The organism is Postechiella marina (assembly GCF_039538365.1).
In the GTDB taxonomy this organism is placed as follows: domain Bacteria; phylum Bacteroidota; class Bacteroidia; order Flavobacteriales; family Flavobacteriaceae; genus Postechiella; species Postechiella marina.
The window spans coordinates 222,554-236,801 of the sequence record NZ_BAABCA010000007.1 but is presented as its reverse complement, the minus strand read 5'-3'; the positions used below and the strand labels follow the sequence as shown (position 1 = coordinate 236,801).

14 protein-coding genes are annotated in these 14,248 nt (G+C 31.3%); 1 reads left to right on the top strand and 13 read right to left on the bottom strand.

Annotation, left to right across the window (positions count from 1 at the left end):
* Positions 1-109: 109 nt before the first annotated feature.
* The 10 genes from ABD715_RS16465 to ABD715_RS16420 form a co-directional block, all read right to left on the bottom strand.
* The gene (locus ABD715_RS16465) at positions 110-979 is read right to left on the bottom strand and encodes an exonuclease domain-containing protein (protein WP_344789437.1); all 870 of its coding nucleotides are present in this window, start codon (positions 977-979) and stop codon (positions 110-112) included.
* Positions 979-1,350 (bottom strand): hypothetical protein, encoded by a 372-nt coding sequence (locus ABD715_RS16460; protein ID WP_344789436.1) that lies wholly within the window; start codon positions 1,348-1,350, stop codon positions 979-981. Before ABD715_RS16460 ends, ABD715_RS16465 begins: the two co-directional genes overlap by 1 nt.
* A gap of 160 nt (positions 1,351-1,510) precedes the next feature.
* Positions 1,511-2,023 (bottom strand): DUF4348 domain-containing protein, encoded by a 513-nt coding sequence (locus tag ABD715_RS16455; protein ID WP_344789435.1) that lies wholly within the window; start codon positions 2,021-2,023, stop codon positions 1,511-1,513.
* 135 nt (positions 2,024-2,158) lie between these two features.
* A complete protein-coding gene (locus tag ABD715_RS16450; RefSeq protein ID WP_344789434.1) occupies positions 2,159-2,980 on the bottom strand; it encodes a tetratricopeptide repeat protein in 822 nt (273 codons plus the stop codon).
* A gap of 152 nt (positions 2,981-3,132) precedes the next feature.
* The gene (locus ABD715_RS16445) at positions 3,133-3,717 is read right to left on the bottom strand and encodes a hypothetical protein (protein WP_344789433.1); all 585 of its coding nucleotides are present in this window, start codon (positions 3,715-3,717) and stop codon (positions 3,133-3,135) included.
* Positions 3,718-3,874: 157 nt separating this feature from the next.
* Entirely contained in the window at positions 3,875-5,446 is a 1,572-nt protein-coding gene (locus ABD715_RS16440) for a hypothetical protein (RefSeq protein WP_344789432.1), read from the bottom strand.
* Between the two features lie 186 nt (positions 5,447-5,632).
* On the bottom strand, positions 5,633-5,824 hold the full coding sequence (locus ABD715_RS16435) for a hypothetical protein (RefSeq protein WP_344789431.1): 192 nt from the start codon (positions 5,822-5,824) through the stop codon (positions 5,633-5,635).
* A 156-nt stretch (positions 5,825-5,980) separates the two neighbouring features.
* Complete coding sequence (locus ABD715_RS16430) at positions 5,981-6,178, bottom strand: hypothetical protein (RefSeq protein WP_344789430.1); 198 nt, start codon at positions 6,176-6,178, stop codon at positions 5,981-5,983.
* A gap of 246 nt (positions 6,179-6,424) precedes the next feature.
* On the bottom strand, positions 6,425-7,171 hold the full coding sequence (locus tag ABD715_RS16425; RefSeq protein WP_344789429.1) for a hypothetical protein: 747 nt from the start codon (positions 7,169-7,171) through the stop codon (positions 6,425-6,427).
* Between the two features lie 28 nt (positions 7,172-7,199).
* Complete coding sequence (locus ABD715_RS16420) at positions 7,200-8,306, bottom strand: tyrosine-type recombinase/integrase (RefSeq protein ID WP_344789428.1); 1,107 nt, start codon at positions 8,304-8,306, stop codon at positions 7,200-7,202.
* A 179-nt stretch (positions 8,307-8,485) separates the two neighbouring features.
* Between ABD715_RS16420 and ABD715_RS16415 the strand changes: the two genes are divergently transcribed.
* The gene (locus ABD715_RS16415) at positions 8,486-8,836 is read left to right on the top strand and encodes a hypothetical protein (protein ID WP_344789427.1); all 351 of its coding nucleotides are present in this window, start codon (positions 8,486-8,488) and stop codon (positions 8,834-8,836) included.
* Between the two features lie 80 nt (positions 8,837-8,916).
* Here ABD715_RS16415 and gatB/aspS read toward each other — a convergent pair whose 3' ends face one another.
* Genes gatB/aspS through ABD715_RS16400 form a run of 3 tightly spaced genes read right to left on the bottom strand, consistent with a single transcriptional unit; the run spans position 8,917 to position 13,918 of the window.
* A complete protein-coding gene (gatB/aspS, locus tag ABD715_RS16410; protein WP_344789426.1) occupies positions 8,917-12,258 on the bottom strand; it encodes a bifunctional amidotransferase subunit GatB/aspartate--tRNA ligase AspS in 3,342 nt (1,113 codons plus the stop codon).
* Positions 12,259-13,659 (bottom strand): amidase family protein, encoded by a 1,401-nt coding sequence (locus ABD715_RS16405; RefSeq protein ID WP_344789425.1) that lies wholly within the window; start codon positions 13,657-13,659, stop codon positions 12,259-12,261. It abuts the gene before it with no gap.
* 1 nt (position 13,660) lies between these two features.
* Positions 13,661-13,918 (bottom strand): hypothetical protein, encoded by a 258-nt coding sequence (locus ABD715_RS16400; RefSeq protein WP_344789424.1) that lies wholly within the window; start codon positions 13,916-13,918, stop codon positions 13,661-13,663.
* Between the last annotated feature and the right edge of the window lie 330 nt (positions 13,919-14,248).

Below are 14,248 nucleotides of genomic sequence, written 5' to 3'. Positions count from 1 at the left end.
GGTTTAAGCACTAAAGTTAGCAAATAAAAACCGAATAGAAAATCCGAGAGGATTTTCGTAAGTAGGCTAGAACTAGCAATAAATTATATACGGTGTTAGGCAAAGTTATTTATTCTTTATTCGATTCATATAATGCAACAAAATCAGATTCTTTTAATATTCGTAAATTTTGTCCTTTTATTTTCAATTCTTCTGCTTTTAAATGTTTAGAACTTTTCTTTTTCCCTGAAAGTTTGCTAATATCTTGGTCTCCTACAATTAAAAGTGTTGTTTTTTTCGTTACGCTGTTTACAACATTGCAACCAATTTCAGATGCGAGCACAGAAGCTTCTCTTCTCGGAATTTGTAATGAACCTGTAAAAACTAGAACTTCTCCGTATAAATTCCCATCAGGATTTCCCTCTTTTGAAACAGATTTACTGTAAGTTTTTGCATTAGCTAAAATAGGATTATTAACTCTTATTATCCATTCGTCAATTGTGTTATTTTCTTCTTTAATTGCAGAAATTAAAATATGAGCTGAAGCTTTTGCATCTTCCAAAGCATCGTGATGATTGAATGAATAGCCTAATTTTTCACAAACATTAGCAAGTCCATAACCTTTATATGCAAATTCATTCCAACATCTTCGAGCAACTTTTGCTGTATCTATCCAATTATTTTGGATTGCAGGAAGTCCATATTTGTCACAAGTTCTATTTATTGAAACTCTGTCAAAATGAGTATGACAAACACAAACGTAATTTTCTAAATTTTGTTTAAGTACCTCATATATTTCAGGAAATTTTGGGCTTTCAATTACATCATCTTCGGTAATGTTGTGTATTGACTCATTCCAAAAGTCAAAATAATCTTCTGGATTTATCAAACTCGACCATTCTTTCTTTATTTGACCATTTTCATAAATCACAAATCCAATTTGACAAATTGATGCCATATCAGAGTTCGCAGTTTCAACGTCAATAGCTAAAAAGTCCATTAGTTAGCATTTTTTAATTTTTCTAAATCCATTGTAAATGTTACTATCATTTTTGTTTTTGTACAAGTCAAAACCAATTCCTCATTCATATCAATATTCAAATCTTCTCCTCGAAGTGCTTGCCATTTAGCGATGTAATTCAATGCTCCAATTTTTTCTTTTTTCTTTAAAGCTTTATCAACTCCGCCTTTATATCCAAGAACTGGCAATTCTCCTCTTTTCGCTTTTTCTGCTAATTCAGGTTCTTTTATTGCTAATGCTCTACCAACTTCATAATTTTTTATCAAGCCTTTGTCTTCTTGTCTCCAAGTTTCTTCCCAAGTCAGATTTTCTCTATCAGGTTCTGAATAACTTCTGTAAATTCTTGTCATTGTCGTTGGTTTTTAATTTTGCCTAACGGTTGGTATAAGAATAGTTGCGTGGTTAAGTTACTAAATTAGCAAACAAAAACTAGCCAGAGGAAAATCCGCAGGATTTTCCGAGTACACAAAGACCAAGCGATTATTTTTATACAATGTTACCTACAGTTTTTTATGTTGATAAATTTTTCCAAGAAGTTAAATTCCATTTTCCTTCTATTTTTTCAAACTCATATTCGCAATTGATTCCATTGTCAATTCCACGAAATTCAATTATAGCTTTAGACTCTGTTAAAATAGTCTTTTGTGTGTATTTATCATATTCTTTTGTTTCAGAAGTTGGGTCGATTGTCAAGTCAATTATTTCATAATTATCAAGATTTATTGTTTTTTCAATAGTTTCATAATTATCATAATTTATTTCAGTTGAGTTGAGTGGGAATTTAACACGACTGATTTGAAAAATCGAATCTGTATTAAAAATTTTAATAAAGATTTCAAATTCTGAGTCAACATTTTTGGGAATATTTATTTTAGCTTGTTTATTTATAGCCTTTACATTCAGAGTAGAATCTATTATTTTGGTTTGTTCAGGTTTAGTTTTGATTTCAACTTTTGTTTCGTTTTTACAATTAGTTAAAGTCAAAATTAATGTAATATAAATAATAAGTTTCGTTGTTTTCATAAATTGTAGGTAACGTTGTTGTATATGGTTTGTTGCGTGTTTCAAGCAACTAATTTAGTAAATATTTACCGACCAAGAAAGTCCGCGAGGACTTTCGTAAGAAGGAGAGAAGCCAGCAATAAATTATATACGGTGTTACCCAACGTTATTTATCCTGCCTTTAGTTTTTTGTTTAAATTCATTTTTCCATTTTGTAATGTCAAAGTTGTTTCGCTCTTGAAAAGATGATGTTTCCCAATACATCATTAATGCATAATTCTGTTCCATTAATAGTGCATTTTTTGTGTCTCCAATTTCGTAAAGTTCTTTGATGATTTGAGTAATTATTTCGTAGTCTTTATTTTCTTTTTTGCCTCCAAAACTAAATTCAAGATTTTCTCTGTATTTTAATAAAGGATGATTTTCTAATTCCTCAACAGGATTTAAAGTTTTAAACATTCTTATAGCATTTTGAGAAGGAAATTCAATTGCCCAATTTGAAAAAATAGATTTAATTATACTTTTTTGAAATTCTAATTCATTTCCGATTCTTTTCTGTTGTGATGCAAGTTTGAACCAATTCTCACTAATTTCTCCAAAACTTTCTGTGCTTTGCTTATAATATTCGATGGCTTTTTCAGGATTGTTTTGTTTCAAATATTCATTCCCTTTTTTTGAGTAAAAGTCGTAGAATTTTTCATCATCAATTTCTTCTTCTCCCCAATCAAAGTCATTCAATTCATACCATTCCAGAAATTTATTCAAGTTTGAAAATCTTGGAACAATAATTCCTTCATCGTGAATCATTTCACAAATAATTGGTTCTTGGTTTTCTTTTCCAAATTCCCAATAAAAACCAAAATAATCTCCGTTTCCTAAATTAGCTTCATTAAATTGTAAAAATCCGTTTGGTGGATAAACTCCAATTTCTATTTCTGGATTTATTGAAACTTCATTGATTTTTTCAGGTAACTTCATTTTTTTCTAATGTTGGGTAACGTGTTTGTATATGATTTGTTGCGTGTTTAAACACCTAATTTAGCAAATACAAACCGAATAGAAAATCCGCGAGGATTTTCGTAAGTAGGCTAGAACTAGCAATAAATTATATACGGTGTTACCCAACGTTTTTAATTCATATTTTCAGTTGTAATATTTTTATATAATTCCGCTTTTAAATCAACTGCAAATTCTGTTAAAAAATATTCCTCCACTAAATCATTATAGCAATTAAGATTTTTTCCAACCCCTATAATTAAATCATAAGTACCATTATTAAAAATTTCAATTTCGTGTTTTTTAGCAACTTCCGTATTATACAATCCACCACTTATAAATAGTTTTAATCTATTTTTTTCAATATCCGAATCAAATTTCAAACTCATTTTTTCACAATCCGTATTTTTATATTCGGTCATAATTTTTTCAAAACGAAATTCTCTATAGTATTTCAATACTGGATTGATATTAAAGCTCAATAAAAACAATGTTATTACAATAATTCCAATTGTTAGTTTATTCTGAGTTTGTTTAAATTTCTTTGGTAAAAAGAAATAGATAGTTATTAGAATAATAATGAATATGGATGCTGTTATTCTCAATTCAGAAATTCCCCAAATTTTATTTCCACTAAAGTTTTGAAAGCAGTCATATGAAAAGAGCATTGTTCCAATCAAAAATAAAATCAGAATTATATATTTTGTTTTTTCGTACATCAGTTTTCAAATGTTGGGTAACGGTTTGGCTATGCGTAGTGCGGGATTAATATGCACTTCACTTTCAGTTTACCGATATGTTTGTTAATATTCATTCACTTTCAATTTAGCACCAAAACCCGCATTACGTATAGCCGTTGTTGTGCGTTCGGCTTTTTCATTTTCTCTCATATACCACCATTCTAATGTTATTATAGTTGTCCTGTCTCGATAGCTTAATTTCAACATTTATATTGTTCTCTGTTGTCCAAACAAATGATTGATTTTTCTTTTCTTTAACTATCGAATTGGGTTCGCCTAGTTCATTAGTTAGAATCAATACAAGCTCATTAAATCTTGTCAAAAAAACTTCACTTTCCGACTTATCATTTCCAAATTCAATTCTATCGGTCTGTGTTTTTTCCCAATTAATTGTTATGGCTCTAACTAAATCAGTCTTTTTAGTAGCATAATACATAATTGAGTTTGAGATAATCGAATCTTCTACAACAAGGTAAGATTTGTTAATGTCGATATCATAATTCTTAGGGTTCCAACTGTCTCCAATTCCAATTTTGTGATTTGGTGTAATGTCAAAAGTTTTCCATTCCTTTTCTTTCGACTCCACTTTGGTAAGTGGCAGTTTTGAAAAATCAACAAGGATTGTTTTTAGTCTATTTTCAAAAATTTCGTTTGACCTTTCTTTTCCTAATGTTTTCGGTTTTAATTCAAAGTCATTCACTAAAAAGGTTGCATAAATCTTGTTACCCTTAATTGTTGTCAGACCATAAATTTGGTCATTCGATGTTTTGAATTTGAGCAATTCATTAGAGCTATTAAAGTTTTTACAACGATAAGAGAAGTGCCAATTGAAAAATTTTACATTATCAAATATCTTCTCAAAAGGCTGTATTTTGTTATTCACTATCCGTGAGAGATACGAAGCTGTGTCTGTTTCAAAAATATGTAGAAGTTCATCATTATAAACAAAGGAACTGACAATGCTAGGCTGATATGAAAAATCAAAATAGTCTGCATTCTCATCTTCATAAATCACTTCATAGCCTTTTGATTCACTGTACCAAGAGTAGTTCTTACCTGTCTTCTCTATGTTTTCATAAGTCACATCATTATCGCATTTTGTTAGCTTCTTAGGGTTATTGATTCTCAGAACTTTAAAGGAATTAGTCAAATAATAAGTGCTGTCGATTTTGTTTATCAATGGTGTTGTGGATTCCAAAACATATTGACTGTCTGTTTTCTTGTCTTTAAACCACGTTTTTCCACCCCATTCACCAAAGTCTAAAGAGTAGACATAAAAGTCTGAATCTTCCCATACTAAGTCGTCCGTTTTGTCAATCTTGTTCCAATTTAAGTTTGTAGTATCAAGATAATAGCTTTGCTTGTCCATATACGGCTTCAAAATAATGCTATCGTTTTGTACATAAAAATCCAAGTAGACTGTTCTCATTTCTTCGGGGCAGTCAATCACTTTTTCTAATTGATTATTTGAAAAAATATAAAGCCATCTTTTTCCGTAGCCACCATATTTCATTAATCGTTGTTCAAAAAGCACATAATATTTGTCCCTATATTCTAATGCGTGAGTCATTCTGCCATTTACACTTATTGAAATTGTGTCTTGAATAAGAGAAAAACCACTCTCTAGATTTGTCAAGTTGGAATTTTGTTGCCCATTACAAGCAAAAAGTGTCAATGATAAAATTAGTATTGCAAAAATTTGGTTCATTTTCTTTTTTATCGTGAGATTGTTTTCAGCTGACGCACAACGGAATTGTATAAGATTAGTTGCGTTGATTAAGCACTAAAGATAGCAAATAAAAACCAAATAGAAAGTCCGTGAGGACTTTCGTAAGTAGGCTAAAACCAGCAATTAATTTTATACGGTGTTGGCATTTCGTTGTTTTTATTCAGGTTATTTATTTTCCTGTTCTTTTTTCTTAATATCTCTTATTGTTAGTAACATTGCCAAAATTAAAAGGATATTTGATACAACTCCAGCAAAAGGTCCTTTTTTAAGATTATCAAAATCAAGTTCGGAAATGTTGTAAATCATAAGTACAATGCCTGCGATGATTATGAAATAGATGAAATATTTTTTTGTCATTATTCGTTTTGTTTTTATCCCGCAAAATTTTTCAATTCCAATTGAGTGAATAATTCCGCAACTTGCTAAATTCCGTATTCAGTTCGAGATTTGGTTTTCAATTCAGTTTTCGATTCCGCAAACAAGCTAAAATTCCAACATAAAATTATTCCTTATTTAGTCAGATATCGATTTTTTCTTTTCTTTATTTTCATTAATAATTATTTTCACAATAGCTCCAATAAGTACAATTGTAGCACAAAAAGATAGCCAAAAATCAAATGATTCGATACTGATATTTGAATAACCAAAATTCAAGATATTTAATATCATAGCTATGATAACTAAAATCATTGAAAAATTTCTTTTAATCATAATTTTTCCATTCTGAGTGCGTTCCGCCAATGAATGCCAACGGACTTGTGTATGAAACGTAGCGTGTAAAAAGACACTAACTTTTCGGATTAACACAGAGCCGAATTTTTATATTTTGTTTTTAATTTCTCATTTTTTAAAAGCCAAATTAAAAATTTGGCGGACTTAATAAATATACACAAACCTTTCGGTTAAGCACTTATTAGCTATGTTTTATACACCGTGTTACCAGCTGGCTTTCATATTTCAAATCTCCCAATCTATTTTATCAGGTATCATTCTCGAAGTTACAAACTCATTATAATCTTTAAAATATTCCATTTTAGGATATCCTTGTTGTTCCTTTTTTCCAATCCAAGTTAAGTGTACTAAAACAAACTTATAATCTCTGTCAGAATTCTGAATTTCAAATAAAACATCATCGTTTCTCTGGTCGTGGCAAAATGCAGAAAATTCTGTTCCTGTCTGTATATGCTCCTTAGTTGTTCTCTTAAAAATATTAAATAGAGTTTTTTTATTATTTCCGAGTTCTTTAACTAATTCATCTTCAAAAGCTATTTTTTGTTTTATGTCAATTTCACTCCAAGGTTCTTCAACAAAAGGTTTAGTGGATTCTGATAAGAAATTATCTTCTATAATTTGACAATCAATTCCAGCTATGTCAATTCTTATTGTTTCATTTTTCAAATCTTCAATATCGTCGAAAGTGTAGCCTCCTTGTGGAGATAAGAATATTCCATTTTCCAGTTTTACATTAAATCTTAATGAATACCATTTTTCATAATCAGGTTTGTTTGATTTCCAAAATTTCCAAACGTGCTTTTGTATCTTTTCAAAATACAATTCATTAGGTTCAAAATTTCCATAAACAGCTCCCATAGATTTATCTCCGATAATTAATTCGGCTGTTCCTATTAAAAACTTCTGTGAATATATTTTGGCAGTCACTTTTTGTTGTGTTTTGCTTGCTGGTAACAATTGTATAACCACCATTTTTCATATTCAATAGCAGTTATATCGTTTATAGATGCAATGTACTATTATTCAACAAATCATCCAAAGGACTTTTTATAGTTTTATTATTTATTTCTATTGTTTTAGTATATATTTCGGTAGTTTTTGGCGAGTTGTGCCCGAGCATGTTCTGTATATGGCGCATACTTATATTGTTTTCTATGCAATGTGTTGCAAATGAATGTCGAAGTGTATGTACTGTTGCCCACGGATTCGAATTGGTGTCTTTAACTGCCTTTCTAAATATAGATCGTATACTTGTTGTGCTATATTTACCACCTTGTTGCCCTTCAAATAGCCAATATGCTGGTTTATATGCTTTATAATATGCTCTTAGTAGTAATATTAACTGTTGGGATAAAATAGTTTTTCTGTCTTTTTTACCCTTACTATCTTTTATAAAAAGATATCCATCATTAGAGTGTACGTCTGCTATTCGTAAGTTTATAAGCTCAGAAATTCGTAATCCAGAACTGTATATGGTATATAAAATAGCTTTGTGTTTTATGTTTGTTGGAGCTTGAATAATGTTTAAAACCTCTTCTTTGCTTAATACGTTAGGTATATTACGTGTTTTTTTTGGACGCTGAATATCATAATATTCTCTTGGCATTTTTAGGGCGTGCTCGTAATAAGCTTTAATGGCATTAATAAGTTGGTTTTGGTAACTTTCGCTAATTTTACTCTTTTTTATTAGCTCGTATACAAAACCTTCTATTTCTTCCTTGCTCACTTCTCTTAAGTTTCTTTGCATAAATTTTCCTAAAAAAACGGTAAACATTTTTTTGTAAACGTTAATACTAGAAGCGCTGTACTGCTTTAATACTAAAGCTTTTTCTAAATTATATAAGGCATCTAGAGCATTTTGAGTTAAGGTTACACTAGGTACTGGAGAAAATTTTACATCTTTCTTAATAATGTAATTGCCTTTGCAAATACTTTTTAGGGTTTTGTAGTTTTCGTCTGTATTTATAACCGACCATAATTTTTGGTGAGGATGCCAAAAGCTACTATCTATTTTTTTTACCGCTATTCTCAGGTTAATATTTTCAAAAGGAATAAATATTTTAATACGCTTAGCAGTTTTAAGAGGTTGATATATAGTGGCTTGCATTTGTAGGTTTTTTTATTAAAATCCAATAATATTAAAAGTAGTAAAAAAGAGTCGTTTTATAAATACTGTAGTAAAAATAGTGGTATTTTAACCGTTAGAAACGACTATTTTTAATGACTTGTAAGCTAGTGTTTTGTATGTTTGATAAGTCTTGTTTTAATAAATTAATGTGATATAAAATGAAATGTAAAATTTGCAGTAAGCAATTAGTTGGAAGAAGAGATAAGTTATTCTGCTCTGTTAAATGCAAGAACTTTTATCATGTAAACTTACGTAAAGTAACAGCGATAGAGGTGGAGAAAATTGATTCTATTTTGCATAGAAACCGAAGTATTCTTTTAGAGGTTTTGGGTAAAAACAAAGTGCAAGTTACTGTAGAGCGAATGATGTTAGAAAAAAAGAATTTTACATTTAAATACCATACACATCAGCACATAAATAGCAAAGGTAAAGTGTATTACTATGTTTATGATTTTGCTTGGATGGAATTCTCTAACGATGAGATATTAATTATTAGAAAGTCGAAATAAGTTTTTAATATTGATTGATAAAAAAAAGCTTCAGGGTAATTTCCTGAAGCTTTTAGTTTTTATAATAAAGTAAAGGGTGCTTATTTACGCATCACCCTCACATTCATTTCTTCAACTTTCTTGTCTGATAGAGGCGATGGAGAGCCAAATAATAAGTCTTCACTTGTTCCTGTTTTTGGGAAAGCCATAACTTCTCTAATAGATGCTTTTTTCTCTAAAATCATCATTAACCTATCCACACCCCAAGCAATTCCACCATGCGGAGGCGCGCCATAATGAAATGCTTCATACATGGTGCCAACACTTTTTAACATTTCGGCTTTGTTGTATCCCATGTTTTTGTAGGTAGCTTCTAAAATTTCTGGTTTATGCGCACGCACAGAACCACCTCCAATTTCGTAACCATTCAAAATTAAATCGTATTGTTGGGCAATAATACTTCCAATTTCGTCTTCCTTACCATCCATATGTTTATTAATATCGTAGGTTGCAGGCATCGAAAATGGGTTGTGTGTAAATGTCCAACGCCCTTCGTCTGTTTTTTCGAACATAGGGAAATCTATAACCCATGCAGGTCTTAATTCTTTAGGATTAATTAAACGTAACATAGCTCCCAATTCTTGTCGAACAGCATCTAAAGCTTTATTAGCAGTTTCATAATCGGCAGCAGAAAAGAATACAATGTCGCCTATTTGCGCATTTGTAGCTTTAATAATTCCTGCAGCTATTTCTTCACCTAAAAATTTAATAATTGGCGATTGTAAATCGTTTTCATTAACAATAATATATGCTAAACCACCTAGGCCATTTTGTTGTGCTGTGCCTGTAAGTTTTTCTATTTGTCCTTTAGATAAACGCTTATTACCTTGTTCTGCTTTCGAAACTTTAATGCATTTTACAATACCACCATCTTCAATAGGTTTACTAAAAACTTGAAAGGTTGTTTCTTTTACAATTTCTGTAATATCTTGCATTTGTAAACCAAAACGTAAATCTGGCCTGTCGCAACCATATTTATCCATAGCATCTTTATAGGTAATTACTTCAAATGGGTGTAAAATCCATTTTTTACCGTATATTTTGGAAACAATATTATTAAACATCTTAGTGTTTAAGTCTATAATTTGCTGCATGCTGGCGTAAGCCATTTCAATATCTAATTGTGTAAATTCTGGTTGGCGATCGCCACGAGAATCTTCATCTCTAAAACAACGTGCTATTTGGAAATACTTTTCGTATCCAGACACCATTAAAATTTGTTTGAATTGTTGAGGTGCTTGTGGCAGTGTATAGAATGATCCCGCTTTTTTACGTGTAGGTACAATAAACTCTCTAGCGCCTTCATCGGTTCCCGCTGTTAATATTGGGGTTTCTACTTCTATAAAGTCTTGATCGTCTAAAATGTCACGCATTAATTTAATCACTTTATGGCGATTAATCATGGCACGACGTACATCGTCATTTCTATGGTCTAAGTATTTATATTGAAAACGAACAGATTCGTTTGTTTTTGTAGCTCTTTTTATTTCGAAAGGCAAGGTTTTAGATAGGTTTAAAATATCTAAGTTAGATGTTTCTAACTCTATAGTTCCTGCTCTTAAAGATGCATTGTAATCGTCTTCTTTTCGTTGCACAACCCTTCCTGTAACTGTAATTACAGATTCTGGTTTTAGTTTTACAAGATCGTCTAGATTTGCAAAAGACTCTCTACTTAAACGTACTTGAAAAATCTCGTTACTAGAATCGCGTAAATCTATAAACATTAATTCACCATGATCGCGAACACTAGATACCCAACCGGCAAGCGTAACAGTTTCGGAAATTGATGCTTCAGATAAATCAGAAATTTTATGTGTTCTATATTCGTCTTTAATAATTAAAGGAATCTCAGGAAGCACTTCTTCTTCATTAGCTTTTTGCTCTTGGTTGTTAGCTTTTGGGGATGTGTTGTTTGTTTCAATAGTTTTCCCGTTTTCAACACCATTGCCTCCAGCAACCGCATCAATTATTCCTTGACGAATCACTTTTCCAGAAGCACCTTTGCCAATAATAGCGATAACTTTTCCAACAAGTATACCTGCTTTTCCTTGGTTACCGTTTTTAATATCGTTGGCTACAGCTTCGTTTTCTGAAATTACTTTTTTAATAGCATCTTCAATTTGAGATGTTGAAATAGTATTAGCTTCAAAATAAGCCTTAAAGTTAAATGAAGCATCTTCTAGTAACGATTTAATAGCATTTTGAGCTAAAACAACAGTTACTTTATCATCTTTAAGTAAAGAGAAAATAGTGGTTAAATTCTCAATGTTTTCAATACTAGTATATTGTTCTGCTTTAATATTGTTTGTTAGGGTTTTAGCAACAAACGACGGGTCTTGAATTTTGTTGTTTATGGTAACAAAGGTTTCCGACCTTAAGGCATCTGCTGTAAAAAATTTGGCATCTTGCGGTAAAACACCACCTTCAATTAAAATAGACTCTACTGCGAAAGGCAATGTGCTTAAATCGACATCTATAGATTCTATAACCTCTTTTATGGCAACAAAAGGTAAATCTGGTTCAGATATAAAACGGTAATCTGCCTCAAATTCCTTTTTACGCATGGTTTTGGTTTGCTTTAACTCGGCATCCCATAAAACTGTAGTTTGGTCTGGTCTAAACTCTTTATGCTCTAAAAAATAGTTTAATTGTTTTTCAATTTCTTCTTTTAAAGCATCGACCATAAACTTAAACGAGTTTAAGTTTTTAATTTCTGTACGTGGGTTTAAAGCGTTACTTCCAATTTTACGAAGTGAAACAGAAACATCCGATTTAAACTCCCCTTTTTCAAGATTAGCTTCAGAAATTTTTAAGTTTTGTACAATACGTTGTATATATTGTGCATATGTTGATGCATCTTCGATATTACGCACGCAAGGTTCTGTAACTATTTCTATTAATGGTACACCAGCTTTATTAAAATCTACTAGCGAGGTTTTCTTTTCGTGCATTAATTTAGCAGCATCTTCCTCTATATGTACTTGAGTTAGCTCTACAGTAAATTGCGACCCATCGTTACGGTAGCAAGACACTTGTCCGTCTGGAATTACAGGGTTATGAAACTGCGTAATTTGTATGTTTTTGGGGTTGTCTGGATATTCGTAATGTTTACGGTCCCAAGAAATAACCTCGTTTTTAAAGGTAGATTTTACAGCTTTACCAAAGTAAATGGCCTTATTAATAGCCTCTTTGTTAATGGCAGGTAAAACACCCATTTGCCCTGTACAAACAGAGCAAATATTTTCGTTTGGTGTGTCTATCTCTTGGTTAGGACAAGAACAGAATAATTTGGTTTTAGTATTTAATCGTACGTGAGTTTCTAGCCCGATTACCAATTCTAAGTCGTTAGCTTTTAAAGCGTCGTTTAATTGTTCTAATTCCATTTATATTGTGTCTTTTAAGAAGTTAGCAAACTTCAAAACAAGTTCATCATTATTTTTTGCAGCACTAATTTGCAAGCCAGTAGCTGTTCCCTGTGGTATGGTAAGTGTAGGTAATTGTCCTAAACTAAAACCAACCGTGTAAGCATCGCTTAAATACATGGCATGCGGATCTTTTAAACTATCTCCAATTTTTGGTGGTGTGCTTGGTGTAACAGGAGAAAGTATAATATCTACTTCGTTAAAATCGTTTTCAAAATTAGCCGAAATTTGATCTCTAAGTGCTAAACCTTTAAGGTAAATAGCATCAGAGAATCCTTGAGATAGTACTTGGTTTCCTCCAACAATTCTGCGTTTTGTTTCTTCCGAAAAGTTTTCCGATCGTGTTACCGAGTATGTTTCTTTTAAACTACCAGACTCTATACGATTACCGTAATTTGTACCATCTAAACGCGATAGGTTAGAGGCTGTTTCGGCCATGGCCAATGTGTAGTATGTAGACACTAGTGTGTTAGATTCGAAAAAATCTAGCGCTTTTACCTCTATGCCTTTTGCTTTTATTTTTTCTATAGACGCTAAGAAATCCAATTTTACCTGAGCATCAATAGCATCATTATCTATAAAGTTTTTAAAGTATCCAATGGTTTTTATGCCTTCGGTATTTAAAATTGAAGCTTCGTTTATTTCTGCCGAAGCATAAGTGGTTTGGTCTTTAACATCTTTACCACTCATTATATTTAGTACAATTCTAACATCTTCTATAGACTTGGCTAACGGGCCAACACAATCTGTAGACGAGGCGTAAGCCATTAATCCGTAACGCGAAATGCGACCATAAGTTGGTTTTAAACCATATATATTATTGTACCCTGCAGGTTGGCGAACAGAACCACCAGTATCTCCTCCAATAGAGAATACAGTATAATTTTTTGCAACATTTACAGCAGAACCTCCACTAGACCCACCACCAACTAAATCGGGGTTTATAGCATTTTTAACTGCACCAAAAATGGTGTTTTCACTAGAAGAGCCATGCCCAAAACTATCACAATTTTCTTTAACTAAGGGAATTGCCCCAGCATCTAATAATTTTTGAATAGCAGTGGCTGTGTAAGCAGATTTGTAATTTTTTAATAAGTTAGAACTAGCGGTTGTAGTTGTACCTTGTACCATATACACATCTTTAATACCAAAAGGGATACCTTCTAGTAAACCAATAGTTTCTCCGTTTGCTATTTTAGCATCTACCTTTGCAGCAAGTTCTAGTGCTAAAGTATCTAGTAAGGTATTTACGGTATTATGTGTGTTTTGTTTTAATAGGTTTAATCGGTCTTGTACTAAAGCAGTACAAGTTATTTCCTTATTTACCAATTGCTGGTGTATGTGTTTTATTTGAGAATCCATATTATTCTTCTATAACTTTAGATACTACTAGAAAACCATTCTTTTCGTTAGGGAAGTTTTCTTTAATAATTTGTTTTTCTATTGCAGAGCTTTCTATAATAATATCGTCTCTTAAATCGTTTAAAGACACTGCATTTTTATTAGTATTATTGGCTGCATTATTATTTGTAGGATGCGCATTTTTAATTACATCAAATAATTTGCTTACCGCTTCAGACGGTTCTGCGCCTTTAATACTCGACAAAATGTCGACTGTCATAATTTTACTCATGTCTTTAATCTTTTATGTTAATAAAAAAGCCTTCCATTTTAGGAAGGCTTTATTTATATATGTTTAAACAACAACCTTCCAACCCTAGTAATTAGGATTATTGAAATTATTATTGTTGTTATTATTTATCATGTTTTTTTTGCTGCCCAAATATAAATAGAATAAATAGACTATCCACTATTATTTAGCGATAACCTATTCTATATTATCATATTATTAAAAAAGCTAATATTAATTTGAAATGTTTTTAATGTATTAGCAGAAATAACGTTTTTAGTATGGTGAAAATAATAAAAGGAGAAATTAAAAAATGCATTC

Coding starts and splice junctions, on each gene's coding strand:
- ABD715_RS16405 (WP_344789425.1), bottom strand. CDS start 13,659: ATGGATTCTCAAATAAAACACATACACCAGCAATTGGTAAATAAGGAA.
- ABD715_RS16460 (WP_344789436.1), bottom strand. CDS start 1,350: ATGACAAGAATTTACAGAAGTTATTCAGAACCTGATAGAGAAAATCTG.
- ABD715_RS16450 (WP_344789434.1), bottom strand. CDS start 2,980: ATGAAGTTACCTGAAAAAATCAATGAAGTTTCAATAAATCCAGAAATA.
- ABD715_RS16420 (WP_344789428.1), bottom strand. CDS start 8,306: ATGCAAGCCACTATATATCAACCTCTTAAAACTGCTAAGCGTATTAAA.
- ABD715_RS16435 (WP_344789431.1), bottom strand. CDS start 5,824: ATGACAAAAAAATATTTCATCTATTTCATAATCATCGCAGGCATTGTA.
- ABD715_RS16415 (WP_344789427.1), top strand. CDS start 8,486: ATGAAATGTAAAATTTGCAGTAAGCAATTAGTTGGAAGAAGAGATAAG.
- ABD715_RS16465 (WP_344789437.1), bottom strand. CDS start 979: ATGGACTTTTTAGCTATTGACGTTGAAACTGCGAACTCTGATATGGCA.
- ABD715_RS16430 (WP_344789430.1), bottom strand. CDS start 6,178: ATGATTAAAAGAAATTTTTCAATGATTTTAGTTATCATAGCTATGATA.
- ABD715_RS16445 (WP_344789433.1), bottom strand. CDS start 3,717: ATGTACGAAAAAACAAAATATATAATTCTGATTTTATTTTTGATTGGA.
- ABD715_RS16440 (WP_344789432.1), bottom strand. CDS start 5,446: ATGAACCAAATTTTTGCAATACTAATTTTATCATTGACACTTTTTGCT.
- ABD715_RS16425 (WP_344789429.1), bottom strand. CDS start 7,171: ATGGTGGTTATACAATTGTTACCAGCAAGCAAAACACAACAAAAAGTG.
- ABD715_RS16400 (WP_344789424.1), bottom strand. CDS start 13,918: ATGACAGTCGACATTTTGTCGAGTATTAAAGGCGCAGAACCGTCTGAA.
- ABD715_RS16455 (WP_344789435.1), bottom strand. CDS start 2,023: ATGAAAACAACGAAACTTATTATTTATATTACATTAATTTTGACTTTA.
- gatB/aspS (WP_344789426.1), bottom strand. CDS start 12,258: ATGGAATTAGAACAATTAAACGACGCTTTAAAAGCTAACGACTTAGAA.